At 72.8% G+C, this 21,455-nt stretch carries 18 protein-coding genes; 15 read left to right on the top strand and 3 right to left on the bottom strand.

Annotated elements, in window-relative coordinates; all coding sequences use genetic code 11:
* The first annotated feature begins 25 nt into the window (after window positions 1-25).
* On the top strand, window positions 26-772 hold the full coding sequence (locus QRN56_RS10050) for a Maf family protein (protein WP_285102804.1): 747 nt from the start codon (window positions 26-28) through the stop codon (window positions 770-772).
* A gap of 69 nt (window positions 773-841) precedes the next feature.
* Here QRN56_RS10050 and QRN56_RS10045 read toward each other — a convergent pair whose 3' ends face one another.
* Complete coding sequence (locus QRN56_RS10045) at window positions 842-1,840, bottom strand: hypothetical protein (protein WP_285102803.1); 999 nt, start codon at window positions 1,838-1,840, stop codon at window positions 842-844.
* A 459-nt stretch (window positions 1,841-2,299) separates the two neighbouring features.
* Between QRN56_RS10045 and QRN56_RS10040 the strand changes: the two genes are divergently transcribed.
* From QRN56_RS10040 to QRN56_RS10025, 4 genes are all read left to right on the top strand, one after another.
* On the top strand, window positions 2,300-4,105 hold the full coding sequence (locus tag QRN56_RS10040) for an acetyl/propionyl/methylcrotonyl-CoA carboxylase subunit alpha (protein ID WP_502928778.1): 1,806 nt from the start codon (window positions 2,300-2,302) through the stop codon (window positions 4,103-4,105).
* 125 nt (window positions 4,106-4,230) lie between these two features.
* The gene (locus QRN56_RS10035) at window positions 4,231-4,701 is read left to right on the top strand and encodes a hypothetical protein (RefSeq protein WP_285102802.1); all 471 of its coding nucleotides are present in this window, start codon (window positions 4,231-4,233) and stop codon (window positions 4,699-4,701) included.
* 48 nt (window positions 4,702-4,749) lie between these two features.
* On the top strand, window positions 4,750-5,250 hold the full coding sequence (locus QRN56_RS10030; protein WP_285102801.1) for an NUDIX domain-containing protein: 501 nt from the start codon (window positions 4,750-4,752) through the stop codon (window positions 5,248-5,250).
* A 9-nt stretch (window positions 5,251-5,259) separates the two neighbouring features.
* On the top strand, window positions 5,260-5,724 hold the full coding sequence (locus tag QRN56_RS10025; RefSeq protein WP_285102799.1) for a hypothetical protein: 465 nt from the start codon (window positions 5,260-5,262) through the stop codon (window positions 5,722-5,724).
* Window positions 5,725-5,757: 33 nt separating this feature from the next.
* On the opposite strand, the gene QRN56_RS10020 is transcribed toward QRN56_RS10025, so the two are convergent.
* Entirely contained in the window at window positions 5,758-7,314 is a 1,557-nt protein-coding gene (locus QRN56_RS10020) for an NAD(P)H-quinone dehydrogenase (protein WP_502928777.1), read from the bottom strand.
* 80 nt (window positions 7,315-7,394) lie between these two features.
* Here QRN56_RS10020 and QRN56_RS10015 point away from each other — a divergent pair, with 80 nt between their 5' ends.
* Both QRN56_RS10015 and QRN56_RS10010 read left to right on the top strand, forming a co-directional pair.
* Entirely contained in the window at window positions 7,395-8,234 is an 840-nt protein-coding gene (locus QRN56_RS10015) for a purine-nucleoside phosphorylase (RefSeq protein WP_285102795.1), read from the top strand.
* A 77-nt stretch (window positions 8,235-8,311) separates the two neighbouring features.
* The gene (locus tag QRN56_RS10010; RefSeq protein ID WP_285103161.1) at window positions 8,312-10,021 is read left to right on the top strand and encodes a phospho-sugar mutase; all 1,710 of its coding nucleotides are present in this window, start codon (window positions 8,312-8,314) and stop codon (window positions 10,019-10,021) included.
* Window positions 10,022-10,035: 14 nt separating this feature from the next.
* Here QRN56_RS10010 and QRN56_RS10005 read toward each other — a convergent pair whose 3' ends face one another.
* Entirely contained in the window at window positions 10,036-11,106 is a 1,071-nt protein-coding gene (locus QRN56_RS10005) for an LCP family protein (RefSeq protein ID WP_285102793.1), read from the bottom strand.
* 122 nt (window positions 11,107-11,228) lie between these two features.
* Between QRN56_RS10005 and QRN56_RS10000 the strand changes: the two genes are divergently transcribed.
* Genes QRN56_RS10000 through QRN56_RS09965 form a run of 8 tightly spaced genes read left to right on the top strand, consistent with a single transcriptional unit; the run spans window position 11,229 to window position 21,453 of the window.
* A complete protein-coding gene (locus QRN56_RS10000; RefSeq protein ID WP_285102792.1) occupies window positions 11,229-12,539 on the top strand; it encodes a glycosyltransferase family 4 protein in 1,311 nt (436 codons plus the stop codon).
* Window positions 12,539-14,287 (top strand): glycosyltransferase, encoded by a 1,749-nt coding sequence (locus tag QRN56_RS09995; protein ID WP_285102790.1) that lies wholly within the window; start codon window positions 12,539-12,541, stop codon window positions 14,285-14,287. The genes QRN56_RS10000 and QRN56_RS09995 overlap by 1 nt, the downstream gene beginning before the upstream one ends.
* Window positions 14,284-15,183: an ABC transporter permease gene (locus tag QRN56_RS09990; RefSeq protein WP_285102788.1), complete on the top strand. Its 900-nt coding sequence runs from the start codon at window positions 14,284-14,286 to the stop codon at window positions 15,181-15,183. Before QRN56_RS09995 ends, QRN56_RS09990 begins: the two co-directional genes overlap by 4 nt.
* Window positions 15,173-16,300, top strand: a complete 1,128-nt coding sequence (locus tag QRN56_RS09985; protein WP_285102786.1) for an ABC transporter ATP-binding protein — start codon at window positions 15,173-15,175, stop codon at window positions 16,298-16,300. Before QRN56_RS09990 ends, QRN56_RS09985 begins: the two co-directional genes overlap by 11 nt.
* A 17-nt stretch (window positions 16,301-16,317) precedes the next feature.
* Complete coding sequence (wecB, locus tag QRN56_RS09980) at window positions 16,318-17,493, top strand: non-hydrolyzing UDP-N-acetylglucosamine 2-epimerase (protein WP_285103159.1); 1,176 nt, start codon at window positions 16,318-16,320, stop codon at window positions 17,491-17,493.
* Window positions 17,490-18,875, top strand: coding sequence for a DUF6270 domain-containing protein (locus QRN56_RS09975; RefSeq protein ID WP_285102784.1), 1,386 nt, complete (start codon window positions 17,490-17,492; stop codon window positions 18,873-18,875). Before wecB ends, QRN56_RS09975 begins: the two co-directional genes overlap by 4 nt.
* Window positions 18,876-18,877: 2 nt before the next feature.
* The gene (locus tag QRN56_RS09970) at window positions 18,878-20,197 is read left to right on the top strand and encodes a glycosyltransferase family 4 protein (RefSeq protein ID WP_285102782.1); all 1,320 of its coding nucleotides are present in this window, start codon (window positions 18,878-18,880) and stop codon (window positions 20,195-20,197) included.
* Window positions 20,198-20,232: 35 nt separating this feature from the next.
* Complete coding sequence (locus QRN56_RS09965) at window positions 20,233-21,453, top strand: hypothetical protein (RefSeq protein WP_285102780.1); 1,221 nt, start codon at window positions 20,233-20,235, stop codon at window positions 21,451-21,453.
* Window positions 21,454-21,455: the final 2 nt, after the last annotated feature.

The raw sequence follows: 21,455 nt of genomic DNA, 5'->3' as shown, positions 1-21,455 counted from the left end.
CCGCATTCTCGTTACTGTGGCGCGCGTGCCACGCCTGGTCCTCGCCTCCCAGTCCCCCGCCCGACTCGCGACGCTGAAGTCCGCCGGAGTCACGCCGGAAGTCGTCGTGTCCGGCGTGGACGAGGACAAGGTCCTCGCCGACGCCACGGAACGGTTCGGCGAGCTCGACCCCGCCGACGCCGTGCTCGTCCTGGCCCAGGCCAAGGCCGAGGAGGTGGCGGCGCGGCTGGAGGAGTCCTGGGCCGACGCCGAGGCTCCTGCCGACGGCTCCCCCGCCGGGGACGGCTCTCCCGCCGGGGACGGCCCTTCTGCCGGGGACGGCTCTCCCGAGGCCGAGGCGCCCGCCGACGTGATCGTCGTCGGCTGCGACTCCATGCTGGAGATCGACGGCACCATCGTGGGCAAGCCGGCGGACGCCGCCGCCGCACGCGAGCGCTGGCGCGCCATGCGCGGCAGCAAGGGTGTGCTCCACACCGGACATTGGGTGGTGGACCTGCGCGACGACGCCGCGGGCGGCACCGGCGGCACCCTCGGCTCGACCAGCTCGACCACGGTCTGGTTCGCCGACATCGACGACGACGAGATCGACGCCTACGTGGCGACCGACGAGCCGCTGCACGTGGCCGGCGCGTTCACCATCGACGGCCTCGGCGGCCCCTACGTCGAGCGCATCGAGGGCGACCACCACGGCGTGGTCGGCATCAGCCTCCCCCTCCTCCGCGAGCTCCTGGGCGACCTGAACATCCCGTGGCGCGCCCTCCGCGAGGCGTGACGGCCCGCTGACCGGCCGCTGCGCGCCCGGCGGCCGGCAGAACGTAGTGGATTGTCGGCTGATGAGCGCTCAGAGAGCGACGATCCCTACGTTCAACGGCCCTGGCGTGGGGCGCCAGCCCAGCGTGCTCAGGCGGGCGGCCATCTCCGTGCCGACCGTGGGCGTTTCGCCGGTCAGCGCCCTGGCCGCCGGGAACCGGATGACGATCACCCTGCCGGTCGCGACCAGTCGGTTCTGCCGGTGCGAGTCGTCGGCGAGCATCAGCTCCCCGGAGTGGAACGCACGCCTGTCGATCTCGGCGACGACGTACCGGTCGTCCGGCAGGCGCCACACGAAGTCGACCCGCGCCAGGAAGACGCCGTCCCGCGTGAACATGACCTGCTGGCCGTCCGGGGGAACTCCCGAGTCGACGAAGGACAGGCGGGCGAACGACTCAGCGGCCGAGCCGTCGAGCGCCTCGGCCAGATCGACCAGACCCTGCACCCGCCCAGCCCCTCGACGCCCGCGCAGCATCGCGCGCACGTCGTCGAGGCCGCCCTGGACGATGCGTCCCTCCCGCAGAGCGCCGCTGAGCACCGCCACCACCTCGCCGCGCGACAGGTACGGAAGTGCCTGCGCCAGCGCCGGTACGACCGACGCGATCCGCCGCCCCCGGTACTCCTCGTCGGCGAAGTCCCGGTAGCGCCGCAACGTCACGCCCTCGACCGCCGAGTACATGCCGCCTGATCGCGCGGCCTCGGGCAGCACCTCCTGGACGAGGCCGTCGACGCCGAGCAACGCCAGCGCGCAGGCTCCGGTTGCGATCCCGTTCCCCACGGCCAGCATCGCGGTCCAGGCGGCACGACGCCGGAGGTGGTCGTGACGGCCGTCTGCCCGACGCTTCCCGACCGGCGTCGGGCAGGTGTCGTAGACGCAGCGCACGACCCGGCGCCAGCGGCCGTGCGCGACGAGCAGGGCCACGGCGTCCTTGTCGAGCCCCGCCGCGGCGCACTGCGCCTTGCTCACCAGCCCCTCTTGCGCGGCGGCGACCGACAGCAGCGGCTGCGGGAGGCTCCTCCGGGGTCTCATGCCGTCGATCCCACCCCGGCGAGGTCCCGTGACCTCGCTCGCGACGGCACCGCTGTGGACGAACCGCCCCGGGCGCCCCCTGTGGTCGCGCTCGTTGCCAGTACTCACCGTCCCGGGTGCCTGCCGCACCCGCTAACAATTTCCCTCGCCACGCACCACCGGGCACCGAACGTAGGCTCCGTCGGCGCGTGAGCCCTCATGCGTCGACGGAACCTACGTTCACCGCCGACGCCGACGCCATCGCGGTGGGCGGCCACCAACCGGCCGCCGCCCGGCACCAGCAGTGAGCCCCCGTTTACCTGATACCCACAAGGCCGGGCGGCTCAGTGGACTGCACAGTGCCGACGCCATGTGTGGATCCTCCAAACGCGCCGCTCCGGGGTTGGTCTGGTCTCCAGACTTTCTCCCGGGTGCCCGGAGCCGGTACATAGGTCCTGGATACCCGGGTTACGGTGAGCCGTGCCTAGTTCCAGCCTGCCCCGAACCATCTCGAAGGTGCTCATCGCCAACCGTGGTGAGATCGCCGTCCGCGTGGCCCGCGGATGCGCCGATGCGGGGCTGGCGTCCGTCGCCGTCTACGCCGACCAGGACCGCGAGGCCATGCACGTGCGCATCGCCGACGAGGCGTTCGCCCTCGGCGGCGCCCGCGCCGCGGACACCTACCTCGACCCCGCCAAGCTGCTCGACGTCGCCCGCCGGTCTGGCGCCGACGCCGTGCACCCGGGCTACGGCTTCCTGTCGGAGAACGCGGCGTTCGCCCAGGCCGTCATCGACGCCGGGCTCGTCTGGATCGGCCCGCCGCCGTCGGCCATCGACGCGCTGGGCGACAAGGTGAGCGCGCGGCACATCGCGCAGCGCGCGGGCGCCCCGCTGGTGCCCGGCACGCCCGACCCGGTCAAGGACAGCGCCGAGGTGCGCGCGTTCGCCGAGGAGCACGGCTTGCCCATCGCCATCAAGGCGGCGTTCGGCGGCGGCGGCCGCGGCCTCAAGGTCGCGCGCACCTTCGACGAGATCGACGAGCTCTTCGACTCGGCGGTCCGCGAGGCGACGGCGGCGTTCGGCCGGGGCGAGTGCTTCGTGGAGCGCTACCTGGACAAGCCGCGTCACGTGGAGACCCAGTGCCTCGCGGACACCCACGGCAACGTCGTCGTGGTGTCCACGCGGGACTGCTCCCTGCAGCGCCGCCACCAGAAGCTGGTCGAGGAGGCGCCCGCGCCGTTCCTCACGCCGGAGCAGGAGAAGTCCCTCTACATGGCCTCCGAGGCCATCCTGCGCGAGGCCGGGTACGTGGGTGCCGGCACCTGCGAGTTCCTGGTGGGCCTCGACGGCACCATCTCCTTCCTCGAGGTGAACACCCGCCTCCAGGTCGAGCACCCGGTGACCGAGGAGGTCACGGGGATCGACCTGGTCCGCGAGCAGCTGCGCATCGCGGCGGGCGAGCCGCTCGGCTACGACTCCCCCGCGATCCGCGGGCACTCCCTCGAGTTCCGCATCAACGGCGAGGACCCGGCCGCGGGCTTCCTGCCTGCGCCGGGCCGCCTGAACACGATCACGTGGCCGTCGGGCCCGGGCGTGCGCGTCGACACGGGTGTCGTCGCGGGCGACACGGTCTCCGGTGCCTTCGACTCCATGATCGCCAAGCTCATCGTCACGGGCGCCACGCGCACCCAGGCGGTCGAGCGCGCCCGCCGCGCCCTGCGCGAGCTCGTGGTCGAGGGCATCCCCACGGTGGTCCCGTTCCACAAGGCAGTGCTCGACGCCGAGGCGTTCGTCCCGACGGACGGCTCGCCGTTCCGCGTGCACACCCGCTGGATCGAGACGGAGTTCGCCGACGAGCTCAAGGCCCTCGCCCCGGCGCCCGCGCCGGCCCCCGAGGACGAGGTCGAGGAGGTCACGGCCGAGCGCGTCGTCGTCGAGGTGGGCGGACGCCGCCTCGAGGTCGTGCTGCCCGCGGGCCTCGGTGTGGCCGCCGGCCGCGCCCGGACCGCCAACGCCGCCCGGCGTCCCGCACGGCGCGCCGGCGGGGCCAAGGCGTCGAGCGGCTCGACGGGCAACACGCTCGCCTCGCCCATGCAGGGCACCATCGTCAAGGTCGCGGTCGAGGACGGCGCGCAGGTGGCCGAGGGCGACCTCGTCGTCGTGCTGGAGGCCATGAAGATGGAGCAGCCGATCCTGGCCCACCGCGCCGGGACGGTCCGTTCCCTCTCGGCGACGCCGGGTGCGGGCGTGACGGCGGGCGCCCCGCTCTGCGAGATCGTCGACTGAGCTGGGCGGTCACCGGAACTCATCGGGTGATTTCCGGCATCAACTCGGGTGAAAAGTGCCCCATGAGGCCTGATAGGCGCCACCCGCGCCCATCAGGCCTCGTGTGATCGGCTAGGTTCTGCGACGTGACACGCGTCGTAGTTCTCAGCCCCGAAGAGGCCATCGCCCTCGTCCGTCCCCGCAAGTCCCTTCCGTCGTTCGTCAGCGAGCTGACCTGCGAGGACGGCGTCATCGCCGTCACCGCGGACCTGCGCCGCCTGACGTATGCCCCGCTGCCCGTCAAGATCGCGGCCAAGGCCGTCCCGGTCATGCACGCGTCGGCGCGGATCACGTCGGTGTGGCAGAACATCGCGGTGCTCCAGGTCGAGGCGGACGCCGCCGGCCTGCCCGCCACCAAGCTGCTCCCCCTCGCCTCCGGCACCATCGAGAAGATGGCCCGCAAGAGCGGCCTGCCGGAGAACGCCGTGCAGCTCCGCAAGGACGGCACGGTCTCGGTCGACCTGCGCGCCCTGATGCGCGGCCAGTTCACCGAGGTCACCGGCTTCCGGTTCGAGGGCGGCAAGGTCGTCGTCGAGGGTGTTCCCGCCGAGGACTGACCACGCCGGTCGCTGACAGCCCGCGTCCGGACCTGAGAGACTGACGCCGTGCCGAACCCGACAGTGCCTCCCGCAGACCTCCACCGGCACGACGGCGACGGCTGGGTGACCTGCGGGGACCATCGGCACTGGGGTCTGTTCGGCGCGGCGGGGCTGCTCCTCGTCCGCCGGGACGTCGCGGGGGCGCCGTCGGCCATGGTGCTCCAGCACCGCGCCCTGTGGTCCCACATGGGCGGCACCTGGGGCATCCCTGGCGGCGCCCTCGCCCCGGGCGAGAAGCCCGAGGACGGCGCCCTGCGCGAGGCCGCCGAGGAGGCCGCGATCGAGCCCGCCGCGGTGCACGTGGTCGGTACGCACGTGCTGGAGCACCCGGCCTGGACGTACACGACCGTCGTGGCCGACGTCGCGCCCGGCCACACCGTCGAGCCGCGCGCCGCCGATCCCGAGAGCCTGGAGGTGCGCTGGGTCGGGCTCGACGAGCTGGACGGGCTGAACCTGCTGCCCGCGTTCGCCCATGCCCTGCCTCGCCTGCTCGCGATGCTGGGTTAGGGTCGAATCGTGCATATCCGGATCGCTCCCGAAGAGGTGCTCAGCCTGGCGAGGATCGCCAAGCAGGCCCCGCCCGTCATCAGCTCCGTCGTCGGCGACGGGGACGTGATTCGTGTGGTCGCGGACCTGCGCCGGCTCGAGACGCTGCCCGGCCCGCTCAAGCTGGCCGTGAAGATCGCGCCGATCGTGCGCGGCGACGTCAAGCTCGCCTCGTTCGAGCGCGGGGTCGCCACGCTCACGGTCGAGGTGAACGCGGCGGGCCTCCCGGCGCACCGGCTGCTCAGCCTGGCCGCGGCGCCGATCGAGCAGGAGGTCGCCAAGCAGGGCCTGCCGCCGGGCGTCGTGGACGTGCAGCCGGACGCGCGGATCGCCGTCGACGTCGAGCGCCTGCTGGAGGCCAAGTTCCCGGGCGTCACCGTCACGGGGGCGAAGGTCGAGGGCGGCCAGATCGTCCTGGACGCCTCCGTCTCATAAGGGGTCTGGAACCCCTCGTCAGGGGTCTGGGACCTACTTGCCGACCCGGGCGTCCAGCACCCGCGCGCCCTCCGCGATCGAGCCCGACAGCGACGGGTAGATCGTGAACGCGGAGGCCACGTTGTCCACGGTGAGCCGGTGCTGCACCGCCAGCGTGATCGGGAAGATCAGCTCGGACGCCCGCGGGGCCACGACCACGCCGCCGAGCACCACGCCGGCCTCGGGGTGCGCGAAGAGCTTCACGAACCCGTCCTTGACGCCGAGCATCTTGGCGCGCGGGTTGCGCGCGAGCGGCAGCGTGGTGGTGATGTAGCGGGAGTTCTGCGCGCGCAGCTTCTCCTCGCTGTAGCCGACGGTCGCGATCTCGGGCGCCGTGAAGATGTTGGACGCCACGGTGCGCAGCGCCAGCGGCTGGACGGCGTCGCCCAGGGCGTGCGCCATCGCGATGCGGCCCTGCATGGCGGCCACCGAGGCGAGCGGGAGCACGCCGGTGCAGTCGCCGGAGGCGTACACGCCGCGCACCGAGGTGCGCGAGACCCGGTCGACGACCACGTGCCCCGAGTCCGACAGGCGCACGCCCGCCTCCTCCAGCCCGATGCCCGACGTCGCCGGCACGCCGCCGACCGCCACGAGCACGTGCGAGCCGTGCACCACGCGCCCGTCGGACAGCGTCACCTCGACACCGGCGTCGGTACGCACCGCGGACGCCGCGCGCGAGCGGGACAGCACCGTCATGCCGCGGGAGCGGAACACGCCCTCCAGCAGCTCGGCCGCGTCCTCGTCCTCGCCCGGCAGCACGCGGTCGCGGCTGGAGACGAGCACGACGTCCGAGCCCAGCGCGTTGTACGCGCCCGCGAACTCGGCGCCCGTGACGCCCGAGCCGACCACGATCAGCCGCTCGGGGAGCTCCCGCAGGTTGTACACCTGCGTCCACGTGAGGATGCGCTCGCCGTCCGGCACCGCGGTGGGCAGCGTGCGCGGGGTGGCGCCGAGCGCGAGGAGCACGGAGTCCGCCTCCAGCACCTCGGTCGCGCCGTCCGCGAGCTCGGCGACCACGCGCGACGGGCCGTCCAGCCGCCCCTTGCCCGCGACGATCCGGATGCCCTCGCGCTCCAGGCGACCGCGGATGTCGGCACTCTGCGCCCGCGCCAGCGCCAGCACGCGCTTGTTGACGGCCTGCAGGTCCACGAAGTGCTTGCGCTTCTCCGCTGTCCCGGCCGCGGACGCCGCCGCCTGCACGCCCGCACCGCTCAGCGCGGGGGCGGCGTAGGCGGAGACGACGGGGATGCCGCCGGTGGCCAGCGAGACGTCGACGTCGGACAGCGGGTCCACGACGTCGTCGGGCATGCGGATGCCGAGCTCGGGGGCCCGGTCGGCGATGGTCATCCACTCGGCGGTCGCGATGAGCGTCTTGGAGGGGACCACGTCGGTCAGGACCGCCGCACCGCCCAGCCCCTGCTGCTCCACGACCGTGACCTGCGCGCCCAGGCTGCGCGCCACGAGCGCCGCCTCGTAACCACCGGGGCCACCTCCCACGACGACGACACGGTGCGGGACTGCTGCGGGATCGAGGGGGGTCACGGGGTCCATTCTCGCATCGCCGGGAAGTACCCCGGATCCGCCGCGCTCGTGGGCGCGTGCCCGGGGGAAAGTGGCGATAACCTCGGACCATGAGTACGGAGCCAGATCTGGACGACCCGACGACCGACCCGTTCGACGTCGCTGCCGCCGCCGCTGAGTACATCGCCGCCAAGACCGGTGTGCCGGGACACGACATCGCCGTCGTGCTCGGGTCCGGGTGGGGCGGTGCGGCCGAGCTGATCGGCGACGTCGTCGCGGAGATCCCCACCGCGGAGATCCCCGGCTTCGTGCACCCCGCGGTCCAGGGCCACCGGTCCACCACCCGTTCGATCCGCGTCGAGCGGCCCGACGGCGCCGTCCGGCACGCGCTCGTCCTCGGCTCGCGCACGCACCTCTACGAGGGCCTCGGGCCCCGCCGCGTGGTGCACGGCGTCCGGACCGCCGCTGCTGCCGGCTGCGAGACGGTCATCCTCACCAACGGCTGCGGCAGCGTGCACATCGGCTGGCGTCCCGGCCAGCCGGTCCTCATCAAGGACCACCTGAACCTCACGGGGCAGACGCCGCTGGAGGGCGCCAAGTTCGCCGACATGACGGACGTGTACACACCGCGCCTGCGCGACGTCGCGCGGACGGTCGACCCGGACCTGCCCGAGGGCGTGTACGCGCAGTTCCACGGCCCGCAGTACGAGACGCCGGCCGAGGTGAAGATGGCCTCCCTGATGGGCGCCGACCTGGTCGGCATGTCCACGGCGCTGGAGGCCATCGCCGCCCGGCACTGCCGGATGGACGTGCTCGGCATCTCCCTGGCCACCAACCTGGCCGCGGGGATCAGCCCCCACCCGCTCTCCCACGAGGAGGTGCTGGAGGCGGGCAAGGAGGCAGGGCCGCGCATCAGCGACCTGCTCGCGCGAGTGATCAAGCAGATCTGACGCCCGTGTCCACCGACCTGCCGACCGCCACCGGAACCCCTTCGGCGCCCGAGCTCGTCGCGCGCGCCGAGGCCTGGATGGCCGCCGACGTCGACGCGTCCGACATCGAGGAGCTGCGTAGCCTCGTCGCCCGGACCGGCGACGAGAACATGGGCCACCTGGCCGTCGCCGAGCTCGCCGACCGGTTCTCCGGCCCGCTCCAGTTCGGGACGGCGGGCCTACGCGGCGCGATGGCGGCCGGGCCCAACCGCATGAACCGCGCCGTGGTGATCGCCGCCGCGGCGGGGCTCGGCGCGTTCCTCCGGGCGGAGGCTGCCGGCGTGCCGCCGCGCGTCGTGGTGGGCTACGACGCGCGCCACCGCTCCGCCGACTTCGCCCGGGACACCGCGGCCGTGCTGGTCGCGGCCGGGGCCGAGGTGCTGCTCATGCCCGCGCCCGGGCCTACCCCGGTGCTCGCGTTCGCGGTGCGCCACCTGGCGGCCGACGCCGGCGTCATGGTCACCGCGAGCCACAACCCCGCCGCCGACAACGGCTACAAGGTGTACCTGGGCGGACGGGTCGTCGCCGGGCCCGGGCAGGGCGCCCAGATCGTCCCGCCGTACGACGCCCGGATCGCCGGCGAGATCGCCCACGTGGGCGCCGCCAAGGACGTGCCCCGCGCCGGGTCCGGCTGGACCGTGCTCGGCCCGGAGATCACCGACGAGTACCACCGGGCGGCGGCCACGCTGCACGACGGCGAGCCGCGCACCAGGCTCCGCATCGTCACCACCTCGCTGCACGGCGTGGGCGGCGTCGCGATCGCCCGTGTGCTCGCGGAGGCGGGCTTCGACGACGTCGTGCCGGTGGAGGAGCAGGTCGCGCCCGACCCGGACTTCCCCACGGTCGCCTTCCCCAACCCGGAGGAGCCCGGCGCGATCGACATGGCGCTGGCCCTGGCGCAGGACGCCCACGCGAACCTCGTCATCGCCAACGACCCCGACGCCGACCGCTGCGCCGTCGCCGTGTTCGACCCCCAGTACGGCACGTACCAGGGCGCGGAGACGGCCGGGTCGCAGGGCTGGCGCATGCTGCACGGCGACGAGGTGGGTATGCTGCTGGGCTGGGACGCGGCCGAACGGGCCGTGCGCGCCGGTACCGGCGGCACCCTGGCCTGCTCGATCGTGTCGTCGCGGGCGCTGGCCGCCATCGCGAACCACCACGGCCTGCAGCACGCCACGACGCTCACCGGGTTCAAGTGGATCTCGCGCAGCCCGGGCCTCGTGTTCGGGTACGAGGAGGCCCTGGGCTACTGCGTGGACCCCGTGCACGTGCGGGACAAGGACGGGCTGTCCGCGGCGGTCGCCGTCGCCCAGCTGGCCAACCGGCTCGCGCACGAGGGCCGCACGCTCCTGGACCGGCTCGACGACGTCGCGCGGGCATGCGGGCTGCACGTCACGGGTCAGGTGTCGGCGCGGTTCGAGGACCTCGCGCGGATCGAGACGACCATGACGTGGCTGCGCAACGCGCCGCCGTCGGAGCTGGCGGGCTCGCCCGTGAACTCCGTGCGGGACCTCGCCGAGGGCCTGAACGGCCTGCCGCCCACGGACGGCGTGGTGCTGCTCACCGTCGACGACACCCGGGTGATCGTGCGCCCCAGCGGTACCGAGCCCAAGATCAAGTGCTACATCGAGGTGGTCGCGCCGATCGACCCCGCGGCGTCCGCCGAGGAGCTGTCCACGGCGCGCGTGGCCGCGCGCCGGCGCCTCGCCCTGGTGCAGGCGGACCTCCGCTCGATCCTGGGCCTCTGAGGGGCCCGTAGGGGCTACTTCACCACGGCGGGCAGCACGTCCATGTTGGCCTCGTTGGCGGCCACGAAGTCCGGCAGCTCGTCCGCCGCAACGGCCTGCATGAGCGGGTCGAACGTCGCGCGGTCGAGCACCACGATCGACTGCCCGTCCGCGCTGCGCCCCGTGCCCGAGTAGGGGGCGGTCATGAACGTGATGTCCTTCGTCGAGATGTCCTGGGCGCTCTGGAACAGCTCCTGCATCCGGTCGAAGGTGAACCCCTCGTCCACGGCCACGGAGCTGGTGACGGCCCCGAGGAACGAGGCCATCTTCAGCGGGTCGCTCCGGTTGTTGTTGGCCTTGGCCACGATGGCCCGCATCCAGGCCTGCTGCCGCTGCACGCGGCCGAAGTCGCCGTTCGCCAGCGCGTGCCGCTCACGGGCGAAGGCGAGCGCCTCCTCGCCGGTCATGGCCTGGCGCACCGAGCCGCCCGCGCCGTCGGGCACGGTGATCTCCACGCCGTCCAGGGAGTCGGTCAGCGTGGTGAAGGACTCGAAGTCGGTCACGGCGAAGTGGTCGATGCGCACACCGGTGAGGTCCTCGACGGTCTGGATCATGAGGCTCGGGCCGCCGTAGGAGAACGCGGCGTTGATCTTGGCCTCGCCGTGGCCGGGGATGGGCACCCAGGAGTCGCGCGGGATGGAGATGGCCGCGGCGCTCTGCCGGTCGGCCGACAGGTGCACGAGCATGATCGCGTCCGTGCGCTGGGCGCCGGCCTCCCAGGCCGACGGGTCACCGGCGGAGATCCGGCTGTCGGAACCGAGCACCAGGATGTTCACGGGGGCGGTCGGGCCCTCCACGGGGGCCGCGCTGGGCCGGGTCGAGGGGTCGATGCCCTCGAACGCGTCGAGCCGCTCCACGTTGTCGTCGAGCGAGGCCCGGTAGCCGAACCAGGCGGCGGTCGCGCCGCCACCCACCAGCAGCAGTGCGCCGACGACGATTCCGGCCACGAATCCCGTGCCCCGCCGGCTGCGCCGCGCATGACGCAGGCCCCCGTCCACGGGGTTGGGTGCGGAGAGAAAGTCGTTCATTCGATCGGGTGCGGCCATGGCCGGTGATCTTAGTCGCGATTTCGACTACTACTCTTATGCGTGCACCGCAACCGGAGAAAGCGCTTGCGGGTGAATTCCGATACGCCTCGGCCAGCCGCCGAACAGAGAGGAGAGTCCGCGTGGTCGCACGCGCCAGACGCCCGCAGAACCGCGCGATTCTCCTCGTCACACACCACTACGCACCCGAGTCGGGAGCCCCGCAGAGACGCTGGGGAGCCCTGGCAGGGCACCTGGTCCCGGCGGGTTATCCGGTGACGGTTCTGACGCCCCCGCCGCACTACCCCTCGGGAAAGATCACCCATTATTCACCCGCTTTCCTGCCGGGTTCGGTAACCACCGGCACCCATGGCGAGAAGATCATCCGGGTGAATTTCCGCGAGCATTCCCACGGGCTCGGTTCGCGCGTCGCGGACCAGGTCGTGGCCGCCGTCAGCTCGGTGCTGCGCGGGGTGCGCCCGTCCGCGGGACGGCCGGCCGTGGTGATCGCCACCGTCCCGGGCATCCCGAGCGTCGTGGCCGGCTGGGCCCTCGCGCGGTGGCACCGGGCCCGCCTCGTCGTGGAGATGCGCGACGCCTGGCCCGACCTGATCGAGCCCAGCGGCATCCTGCTGCGCCGGGGCCGCTCGGGCGACCTGCGCCGGGTGTTCCGCGACCTCGCGGCGCGCGTGGTGCACCGCACCGTCACCCGGCTGCAGGCCCGGGCGGATCTCGTGGTCACCACGACCGCCGCGTTCGCGGAGGTGCTGCGCTCACGCGGGGTCCGGAACGTCGCGGTGGTGCGCAACGGCACGGCGTTCGAGCCGGTCCGGGAGCACGCCCCCGTCACGCTCGGGGACCGCCCCCTGCGGGTCGTGTACGCGGGCACCGTGGGCCGGTCGCAGGGTCTGGACGTCGCGGTCCGCGCCGCCGCCCTGGTCCAGGAGCGCGGGTACGCGCTGGACCTGCGGATCGTGGGGCACGGCAACGAGCTGGAGCCGCTGCGCCGGCTGGCCGCCGAGCTCGGCGCTCCCGTGCGCGTGGAGCCGTCCGTGCCGTCCACCCAGGTGCGCGAGCTCTACGCCTGGGCCGACACCACGGTCGTCTCCCTGCGGGACTGGGCCCCGTTCGAGTGGACCGTCCCGTCCAAGCTGTACGAGGTCATGGCGTCGGGCGTCGTCGCGTCGGCGTGCCTCGCCGGCGAGGCGGCGAGCCTCGTCTCGGCGAACGGCGCGGGCGCCGTCGTGCGCCCCGGCGACGTCGAGGGCCTCGCCGACCTGTGGTGCGGCTGGCTGGCCGACGGCGTGGTGCCCGCCGCCTCCCCCGACGCCGCCGCGTGGGTCGCCGAGCACGCGAGCGACGAGGTGCTGGGCCACCGGTACGCGGAGCTGCTCGACGAGCTGCTCCCCCACCCGCTGCGGCCCGAGCCTGCCGAACGAGGGGCCCGGTTCTGATGGCACGACCGTTCCGGCGCGCGGGCGAGCTCGCGCGCAACCTGCGCTTCACCACGTCCTTCGTGGCCCGCACCGTGGTCGAGGACCCGCTGTGGCTCGCCGTCCAGGCCGCCCGGCGCGCGCCCGAGCGGGTGCGCCGCCCGCTGGTGGGCGCCCTGCGCCTCGCGCCGGCGCCGTCCGCGCGGCACGCCCTCGGAAGCATGCTCGCGGGCGACGCCACGGGCGCCGCCGGCGAGGCGGAGGCGCTGCTGGCACGCCCCACGGGCCGGAGCCGCCGGGTCGCGGCGGAGGTCGCGGTGGCGGTGGGCCGCCCCGAGCTGGTCGACGGCGTCGCCGCGGCGGGCCCCGCGCGCTACCGCGCGGCCTGGCTGCTGGGTGACGTCGAATCGATCGGGCCGGACGCGCCCGCCGGGCTGCGCGCGCAGGTGGCCGAGCTGCGCCCCGGTCCGCCGGAGGACCCCCGAGCCGCCGAGCCGGCGCGCGGCACCGCCACGCCGGACGCCGCCGCACCCGGCGGGTCCCGTCCCGTCACCGTGCTGCACCACCTGACCAACTCCCTGCCGCACACCCAGAGCGGCTACACGCTGCGCTCGCACGCGATCCTCGTGGCGCAGCGCGCGCACGGGCTCGCGGCGTCGGCGACGACGCGGCCCGGCTACCCGCTGACCATCGGCTCGCTCGCGGCGCGCGGGACGGACGTCGTCGACGGCGTCGCCTACCGCCGGCTCGTCCCGGCGCGCGCCGAGTCCGACGCCGCACGCCGCGCCGCGCAGGAGACGGACCTGCTGGTCGCGGCCGCGCGCGAGGTCGGGGCGGACGTGCTGCACACCACCACGCCGTCGGCCGTCGGGTCGCTGGCCCGGGCGGCGGCACGGCGCGCCGGGATCCCGTGGGTCTACGAGGTCCGCGGGCTGCCGGAGGAGACCTGGGTGGCGGCGCACGGTACACCCGAGGGCCGGGCACGGGCGGCGGCGTCCCGCCGTCGGGCACTGATGCAGGCGAAGGAGACCGAGCTGGCGCTGGCCGCGGACGCGGTGGTGACGCTCAGCGGCACGATGCGCGACGCGCTCGTGGCGCGGGGCGTGCCCGCCGGGCGCATCACGGTGGTGCCGAACGCCGTGCCGGACGCGCTGCTCACCGCGCACCACCCCACGCCGGAGGCGGCGCGCGCCGCCCTCGGCCTGCCCGCCGGTCCCGCCATCGGGACCGTGAGCAGCCTGGTCGACTACGAGGGCCTGGAGACCGTGGTCCGCACGGTCGCGACGCTCCGCGCGCGGGGCCACGACGTGACGGGCATGCTGGTCGGCGACGGCGTCTCGCGACCCGGGCTGGCGCGGCTGGCGCGCGAGCTCGGCGTGGCCGACCACGTGGTGCTCCCGGGCCGGGTGCCACCCGCCGTCGCGCTGACGTGGCTGGCCGCGCTCGACGTCGTGCTGGTGCCCCGGCGCGACCACGAGGTGACACGCCTGGTGACGCCGCTCAAGCCGGTCGAGGCCATGGCGGTGGGACGGCCGGTGGTGGCGAGCGCACTGCCCGCGCTCGTCGAGGCGGTGGGGGGCGCGGGACTGCACGTCGACGCCGGCGACCTGGAGGGCTGGGCCGACGCCGTCGGCTCGCTCCTGGCCGACGCCGGCCGGCGGGCCGAGCTGGTGGAGCTGGGCCACAGGGTGGCTACGGAGAGGACATGGGTGCGTAACGCGGAGACCTACCTGGGCGTCTACCGGCAGTGCCTGGGGGTGACGGCATGAGCGCGGGCCCCGAGACCGGGTCGTACGCGGCCCTGTTCGACGCCTCACCGACGACGACGAAGCTGGTCACGCTCGGCAACCTGTCGCGTGTGGGAGCGCGACCGCCGCTGGGGCAGTACGTGCGGCTCCTGTGGGAGCGCCGGCACTTCCTGTGGGCGGACGCGCGGGCGAAGGTCGCCAGCGGGACCCGGCAGAGCCTGCTGGGCAAGGCCTGGCTGGTGCTGAACCCGCTGATCGACGGGACGGTCTACTACCTGGTGTTCGGCGTGCTGATGAAGAGCTCGCACGGTATCGACAACTTCATCGGCTATCTGCTGATCGGCGTGTTCCTCTTCCAGTTCACCACGCAGTCGATCAACGGTGGCGCGCGGTCGGTGCAGACCGGAAAGAACCTGATCCGGGCGTTCACGTTCCCACGCGCGGCGCTGCCGATCTCGGTGGTGCTGCGCAACCTGCTCAACCTCGGGCCCACGCTGGTCACCCTGGCCGCACTGATCTATCTCACGGCGCCGGCCGAGCAGTACACCTGGCGCCTCGCGCTGGTACCCGCCGCCCTGGCGCTGCAGGTCATGTTCACCACGGGGCTCGCCCTCCTGGTGGCGCGGTGGGCTGCCGCCCTGCCGGACATCACCAACCTCATCGGCATGGTGATGCGCGTCTGGCTGTACGCCTCGGCGGTGTTCTTCTCGTTCGACAACCTCATCGACGACCCTGTCCAACGGAAGTGGCTCGAAGCGAACCCCATGTTCATCGTGCTGGACATCGTGCGGGACTGCGTCCTGTACGCCACGACGCCCGACCTGATGCGCTGGGTATGGCTCGGCGGCTGGAGCGTGGGGCTGCTCGTAGTCGGGTTCGTCGTCTTCTGGCGGGCGGAGGAGAGCTATGGCCGCTGACCTCGACTACCCGATGCCCCCGCCGCTCGGCCGGAACGGCCCGGCGTCGATGCCCGTGCCCGCCCAGGCGGCCCAGCAGCCACTCACCGGCGCCATCCCGATGTCAGTCCAGGCGCCGCCGCACACGGGCCAGCTCGCCGCCGTCGCGCCGCGGTCCGGGAGCACTCCCGTGCTGTGGCCCACGGTGGCCGTGCAGGGCCTGCGGATGTTCTACCGGACGCCGTCCACGGACACGACGCACGGCCGCCGCGCCAAGGTGAAGCGCGCCGTGCTCAACGTGCTGGGCCAGGAGCCCAAGGTGACGGTGCGCGCCCTCACGGACATCTCGTTCGTCGCGAACTCCGGCGAGCAGATCGGTCTCGTGGGGCAGAACGGCTCCGGCAAGAGCACCCTGCTGCGGATCATCGCGGGCCTGGAGAAGCCCACCAAGGGACAGGTGCTCGCCGAGAGCACGCCCGTGCTCATCGGCGTGAACGCCGCCCTGGTGCCCGACCTGCCCGGCGAGGAGAACGTGCGCCTCGGCTGCCTGGCCATGGGACTGTCCCCGGCCGAGGCCGAGGCCGCGATCCCGGACGTCATCGAGCTGGCCGGCCTGGGCAAGTCCATCTACCTGCCCATGCGCACCTACTCCTCGGGCATGGCGGCGCGCCTGCGCTTCGCCATCGCGACGGCGGCGCGCCCGCACATCCTGCTCATCGACGAGGCCCTGGCCACCGGCGACGCCGCGTTCAAGGAGCGCAGCGAGGCCCGGATGACCAGGCTCCGCGAGCAGGCGGGCACGGTGTTCCTGGTGAGCCACGCGGCGCAGACCATCGAGGAGTCCTGCACCCGCGCCATCTGGCTGCACCACGGCCGCCTGGTGCTCGACGGTGAGGCGCAGGACGTCGCCGTCCGCTACCGCAAGTGGGCGTGGGCCTTCGCGAAGGACCAGCCCGAGGAGGCCAGGCGGATCCTCGAGGAGGCGTTCGCTGAGCGCCGCGAGACGCAGGTTCGGATCGACGCGCCGGAACCGCCCAAGGGGCGGGTGCGGGAACGGCACGCGCGGCCGACCGGCAAGGAACTGAAGGCTCTGGAACGAGCCGCACGCACGAGAAGCACTGCTCAGGAGGACATGTGACCACCCGCCCGCTCATCATGACGGTCTACGGCACGCGGCCGGAGGCGATCAAGGTCGCCCCTGTGATCAAGGCGCTCGAGGCAAGCGAGGAGTTCGATTCGGTCACGGTCGTGACCGGGCAGCACCGCGAGATGCTGGACCAGGTGAACGAGATCTTCGGCATCGTGCCGGACCACGACCTCGACATCATGAGCCACGGCCAGACACTCGCCCAGATCTTCGCGCGCGTCATGGAGCGGCTCGACCCGATCCTCGCGGAGCTGAAGCCGGACGCCGTGGTCGTGCAGGGCGACACGTCGACGTCGACGGCCGCGGCCCTCGCGGCGTTCTACCGGCAGATCCCCGTGGTGCACCTGGAGGCGGGGCTGCGCAGCGGCGACATCATGTCGCCGTTCCCGGAGGAGGCGAACCGGAAGATCACGTCGCAGATCGCCTCGCTGCACCTCGCCCCGACCCTGCGCAGCCTGGCCAACCTGGTGGCGGAGGGCGTCCAGCTCGAGGACATCGCCGTGACCGGCAACACCGTCATCGACGCGCTGTACATGGCGGTGGAGCGCCGCACAGCCTTCACGGACCCCGCGGTCGAGCGCGTGGCGGCGTCGGAGCGCCGGCTCGTCCTGGTGACCACCCACCGGCGGGAGAACTGGGGCGACGCGATGGAGGGCGTCGGCCGCGCCCTGGCACGCATCGCCCGCCGCTTCCCCGACACCGAGATCGTGCTGCCGGTGCACCGCAACCCAGTGGTCCGCGAGGCGGTGCTGCCCCACCTGGACGGGCTCGCGAACGTCACGGTGACTGAACCGCTCGCGTACGGCGAGTTCACGCACCTGCTGTCACTGTCCACACTGGTGCTCACCGACTCGGGCGGGCTCCAGGAGGAGGCGCCCAGCCTCGGCAAGCCGGTGCTCGTCATGCGCGACAACACGGAGCGTCCGGAGGCGGTCGAGGCCGGCACCGCCCGGCTCATCGGCACCGACGAGGACCGCATCGTGGCCGAGGTGGCCCGGCTCCTGACCAGCGAGACCGCCTACGCCGCCATGGCCCAGTCGGTGAACCCGTACGGCGACGGCCAGAGCGCCGCCCGCACCATCGAGGCGACGGCACGGATGCTCACGCCCGTGCTGCCCGACCTGCTGCCCGACTTCGACCTGAGCGGGGAGCTGACCACAGCGAGCGCAGAGGGCGGGGCATGAGCGCCACCAGGGTCTTCGTCTACGGCTCGTGCGTGTCGCGGGACACGTTCAACGCCCTGCCACAGGACGGGTACGGGCTGGTCGACTACGTCGCGCGCCAGTCGATGATCTCGGCCGCCCGACCGCCGCTCGCGTACCCGCTGGACCTGTCCGTCATCTCCTCGCGGTTCCAGCAGCGCATGGTGCAGGGCGCCCTGAGCGGCAGCCTCTACGAGAGCCTCGGCCGCCATGCCGCGGACACGGACCTGGTCCTCGTCGACCTGACGGACGAGCGCGCCGGCGTCTTCGAGATGCCGGACGGCTCATACGTCACACGGTCGATCGAGCTGGACGGTGCCGGCCTGACGCCGCAGATCTCCGACGCGTCGACCCGCTACCTGCGATTCGGTACCGACGAGCACTTCGAGGTGTTCGGCTGGGCCGCCCAGACCTTGCGCGCGGAGCTCGACCGCCTGCAGCTGACCGAACGGACGCTCGTCCTGGCGCCGAACTGGGCCGAGTACACGGTCGACGGACAGTACAGCGGCGACAGCTACGGCTACACCCCGTCCGACGCGAACTACTTCCAGCAGCGCTATGTCGACCTGCTCGAGAACTATCTCGGCCTGCGGACCGTGCGACTGGCAGACACCAGGTCGGACACCGGTCATCAGTGGGGGCTCGCGCCCTTCCACTTCGCGGGGCCGGTCTACACGTACTTCGCTCAGGCGATAGCCCAGTTCGTTCCACCGCATGCGGGCCCGGCCTCCAGCGGAGCGCCACAGCAGGTCACGGCGCACCAGGCGCCTTCCAGCGCTGCAGCGCTCACGGCACCTCCAACCGTCGAGCTGATCCGGAGTGCCTCTGCCGAGGCCCCGACGGTGGTGCTCGTGAAGACGACGAGCCAGCACGCCAGCCTCGCCGCGCTCCTCGACGACATGGTCGCCAACGTCGGTGGTGGGAACCTGAACGTCGTCACCGTGACAGCTCAGGGACCCGCGCTCGATGCAGCCGGGGCGGAGTCGGCCGCAGCACAGCTCGCCCAGGTCACGGCCCGGACCGGGAAGGACCGTACCTATCTGACGGCCGGCGACGGTCTTGTGTGCGCCCTGCTCGTGGCAGCGGCCGACAGGGCCTCAGAGCTGGTCGTGGTCTACCCGGAGTTCCCCGAGTCGGTCACGGTGCCGGGCCTTAAGAAGGTCGACGTGCATGCTTTCGCCGAGGCGGAACATCTTACGGCCCGGCACACCGCGGAGCAGGTGGACCTGACCCTCAAGCTGCTCGGCACGGTCACCCGGACCGGCAGCTTCCTGCTGATGCACGACGGTGACGCGGTGCTCCGCCGAGCCATGGAGCGGATGCACACGACCCTGACCGACGCCCGACGGCACGCAAGGATCTGATGATGCGCATTCTGATGCCGGTGAGCCTGAACGGCGCCGACGGGGACATCCACGATCACTGCGAAGAGATCGCCGTCTCAGGCAGGAAACGCGATGCCGAGGTGGTCGTCGCCACCTCGTCGCAGCCGTACCTGGATCGCCTCGCCGCACGCGGGGTGGACGGGTTCCTCGTCGACTTCGCCGACCTTGAGGCCGCGAGCGAAGCCGCGGCACGGCGTGGCCCCTGGGACCTGGTGCACACCCATCCCTTTGCCGCGCGCAAGTTCGCCACCCGGTTCGCCGCCCAGCACGAGCTCCCCCTCGTCGCGACGTTCCATGGCCCCTACCTGGACGACATCGACACCTGGCACAACCAGGCCAACGCTCTCGTCGCGGTCACCGGTTCGGTCGCCGACCGTCTGCGGGGCGTGAGCGGCGTCCCGGCCGACCGGGTGCACGTGGTCGAGAACCGCCTGCGCGCTGACGCGATGCCGCAGCAGCAGGCGAAGCACGATCCTCGGGCGCTGGTCCTGGCCGTGCACGCGAACCTGACCAAGGACTTCGACCCCGCCCTCGAGCTCCTCAACGAGTTCATCGAGCGCGCATCCGGTGAGCAGCGGTTCGGGTGGCGCATCGAGCTGGCTGGTTCGGGCGCCACCCGCCCCGACATCACGGCGCAGCTCGCCAAGGCCTGCCTGGCGCCAGGTGCCCCGGACGTCGTCGTCCACGGGCATCTGGACGCCACGGCCACCCGTGAGCTCTACGGCCGGGCGTATGCCGTGGTCGCCGCGGGTCGGGACGCGATCGACGCCATCGCCGTCGGCCTGCCCGCCGTCGTGGCACAGGGCACGGGCACCTACGCGCTGTCGCCCACGGGCGACACGTCGACCCTGCTCTACGGCACGGACGGCGCACGTGTCTCCGGGGCGGCCTTCCACGACCACTGCGTCGAGATCGCCACGGACGCCGAGGCACGCCAGCGGCACGCCGTGAGCGGGATGCGGCTGACCCGGTCGCGGTTCAACCCTCAGGCACTGGACCTCGCGCTGGCCGCGATCCACGAGCTGGCGGTCGCGGAGGGCCCCCGGAGCACGCCGCAGTTCCGCGTCGAACGGGCCCAGGGCGCTGTCCGCGTGATCTTCGCCGGTGACCCCCGCGGCAGCGAGTTCGCCTTCTACGTGATGCAGGGCTCCGAGCGGCTGCGTGCCGACTGGTACGGGGCCAACTACTGGCTTGACCTGCGCCAGGAGGAAGCGGCCGCCGCCACGGGGGTGCGCTGTTTCGTCAAGGACCGTCAGGGGTCGATCCAGCAGGTCATGGTCGACCTCACCCCGGGCTCGTGACCCCCCCTCAACCCACCACACCGCCCGGAGACGTCGTGCACGCTCACTCCCCCGTCGACCTCGCCCAGTGGAAGCGGCCGGTGCGCCGCTGGGAGAGCCTGGTTGCGTTCCTGGCCACGCCGGGCCATGACACCGGGCTGCACTCCATCTCGTTCCCGGACGGGACGCTGGACGTATCGTTCTACGGACGGCCGCTGGGCGAGGACGGTCCGGCCACGGTGCCGGTGATCTTCTCCGGCGCGACGAAGGAGCGCAACGGCGCACTCGGTCCGTACTTTTCCGGCCAAGGCATCAGCACCGAGCTGGGCACCGCTTCCATCAGCGTCGCCGACCCGACCATCAGCGACCATGGTGACCTCAAGCTCGCGTGGTACGCGGGCTGTTCGAGGTTTCACGCCGAGCGGGCCCTCCATGGCCTGCTCGCCGGCATCGTCGAACGTTACGACGTCGACCTGCTACTCATCGGCGGCAGCGGCGGTGGCTTCGCCGCGCTCAGCGCCGCCCACGCCGTCGGGAAGCGCGCACGGGCACTCGCGTGGAACCCTCAGACCGACCTGCTGGCGTACGAGGTCACGGCGGTCGCGGACTACGTCCGTAGCGCCTTTCCGGAGGCACGGACGAGTCGGCTCGACCCGGGCGACCCCCAGGAACGTGAGACGCTCCGCGCGTACTTCGAAGGGCGGGGCATCAGGACGCTGCTCGGTGACGCGGACGACCGATCGGCCACGCTGGTGCTGCAGAACACGGGCGACTGGCACCTGGAGCAGCATGCGAGGCCGTACGCCACCCGGCGGGAGATGACGGTCGAACAGGGCGTCCTGACCGACGGGGCCGGCGTCGTGGCCATCGGTGACTGGGGCGGCGGGCACTCCGCGCCGCCACGCGAGGTGACGCTGCTCGCCACCCGTGCGCTGCTCGCGGGTGCGACGCCGCAGGCCGCCTACGAGTCGGTGTCCACGACCTTCCCGCAGTTCTTCGGCGCGAGAATCGCGTCGTTGGGCGAGATCACGGGCGAGGACTTCGCTCTCTCGTCGACCCCCGACGGATACCGCATCGACTTCGTCCGGCCCCCGGCCGGCCTGACCTTCGCGTTCTACGTCAACAGCCCGGACGGGGTGCTCGAGAAGATCTGGTACACGCCGGAACCTGGCATCGAGCTCACCGGGACGACGGCACGGCGAGCCACCTCGGTCTCCTGCTTCGTCCGGAACGTGATCGTCGAGCAGGCGCGCTTCGAGGTGCCGGTGACCCGGTGACC

This window comes from Promicromonospora sp. MEB111 (genome assembly GCF_030209445.1).
Lineage (GTDB): Bacteria > Actinomycetota > Actinomycetes > Actinomycetales > Cellulomonadaceae > Promicromonospora.
This window is presented reverse-complemented; position numbering and strand designations above follow the sequence as displayed.

Coding starts and splice junctions, on each gene's coding strand:
- QRN56_RS09995 (WP_285102790.1), top strand. CDS start 12,539: ATGGCACGACCGTTCCGGCGCGCGGGCGAGCTCGCGCGCAACCTGCGC.
- QRN56_RS10005 (WP_285102793.1), bottom strand. CDS start 11,106: ATGGCCGCACCCGATCGAATGAACGACTTTCTCTCCGCACCCAACCCC.
- QRN56_RS10010 (WP_285103161.1), top strand. CDS start 8,312: ATGGCCGCCGACGTCGACGCGTCCGACATCGAGGAGCTGCGTAGCCTC.
- QRN56_RS09970 (WP_285102782.1), top strand. CDS start 18,878: ATGCGCATTCTGATGCCGGTGAGCCTGAACGGCGCCGACGGGGACATC.
- QRN56_RS09985 (WP_285102786.1), top strand. CDS start 15,173: ATGGCCGCTGACCTCGACTACCCGATGCCCCCGCCGCTCGGCCGGAAC.
- QRN56_RS09990 (WP_285102788.1), top strand. CDS start 14,284: ATGAGCGCGGGCCCCGAGACCGGGTCGTACGCGGCCCTGTTCGACGCC.
- QRN56_RS10045 (WP_285102803.1), bottom strand. CDS start 1,840: ATGAGACCCCGGAGGAGCCTCCCGCAGCCGCTGCTGTCGGTCGCCGCC.
- QRN56_RS09975 (WP_285102784.1), top strand. CDS start 17,490: ATGAGCGCCACCAGGGTCTTCGTCTACGGCTCGTGCGTGTCGCGGGAC.
- QRN56_RS10015 (WP_285102795.1), top strand. CDS start 7,395: ATGAGTACGGAGCCAGATCTGGACGACCCGACGACCGACCCGTTCGAC.
- wecB (WP_285103159.1), top strand. CDS start 16,318: ATGACGGTCTACGGCACGCGGCCGGAGGCGATCAAGGTCGCCCCTGTG.
- QRN56_RS10020 (WP_502928777.1), bottom strand. CDS start 7,314: ATGGACCCCGTGACCCCCCTCGATCCCGCAGCAGTCCCGCACCGTGTC.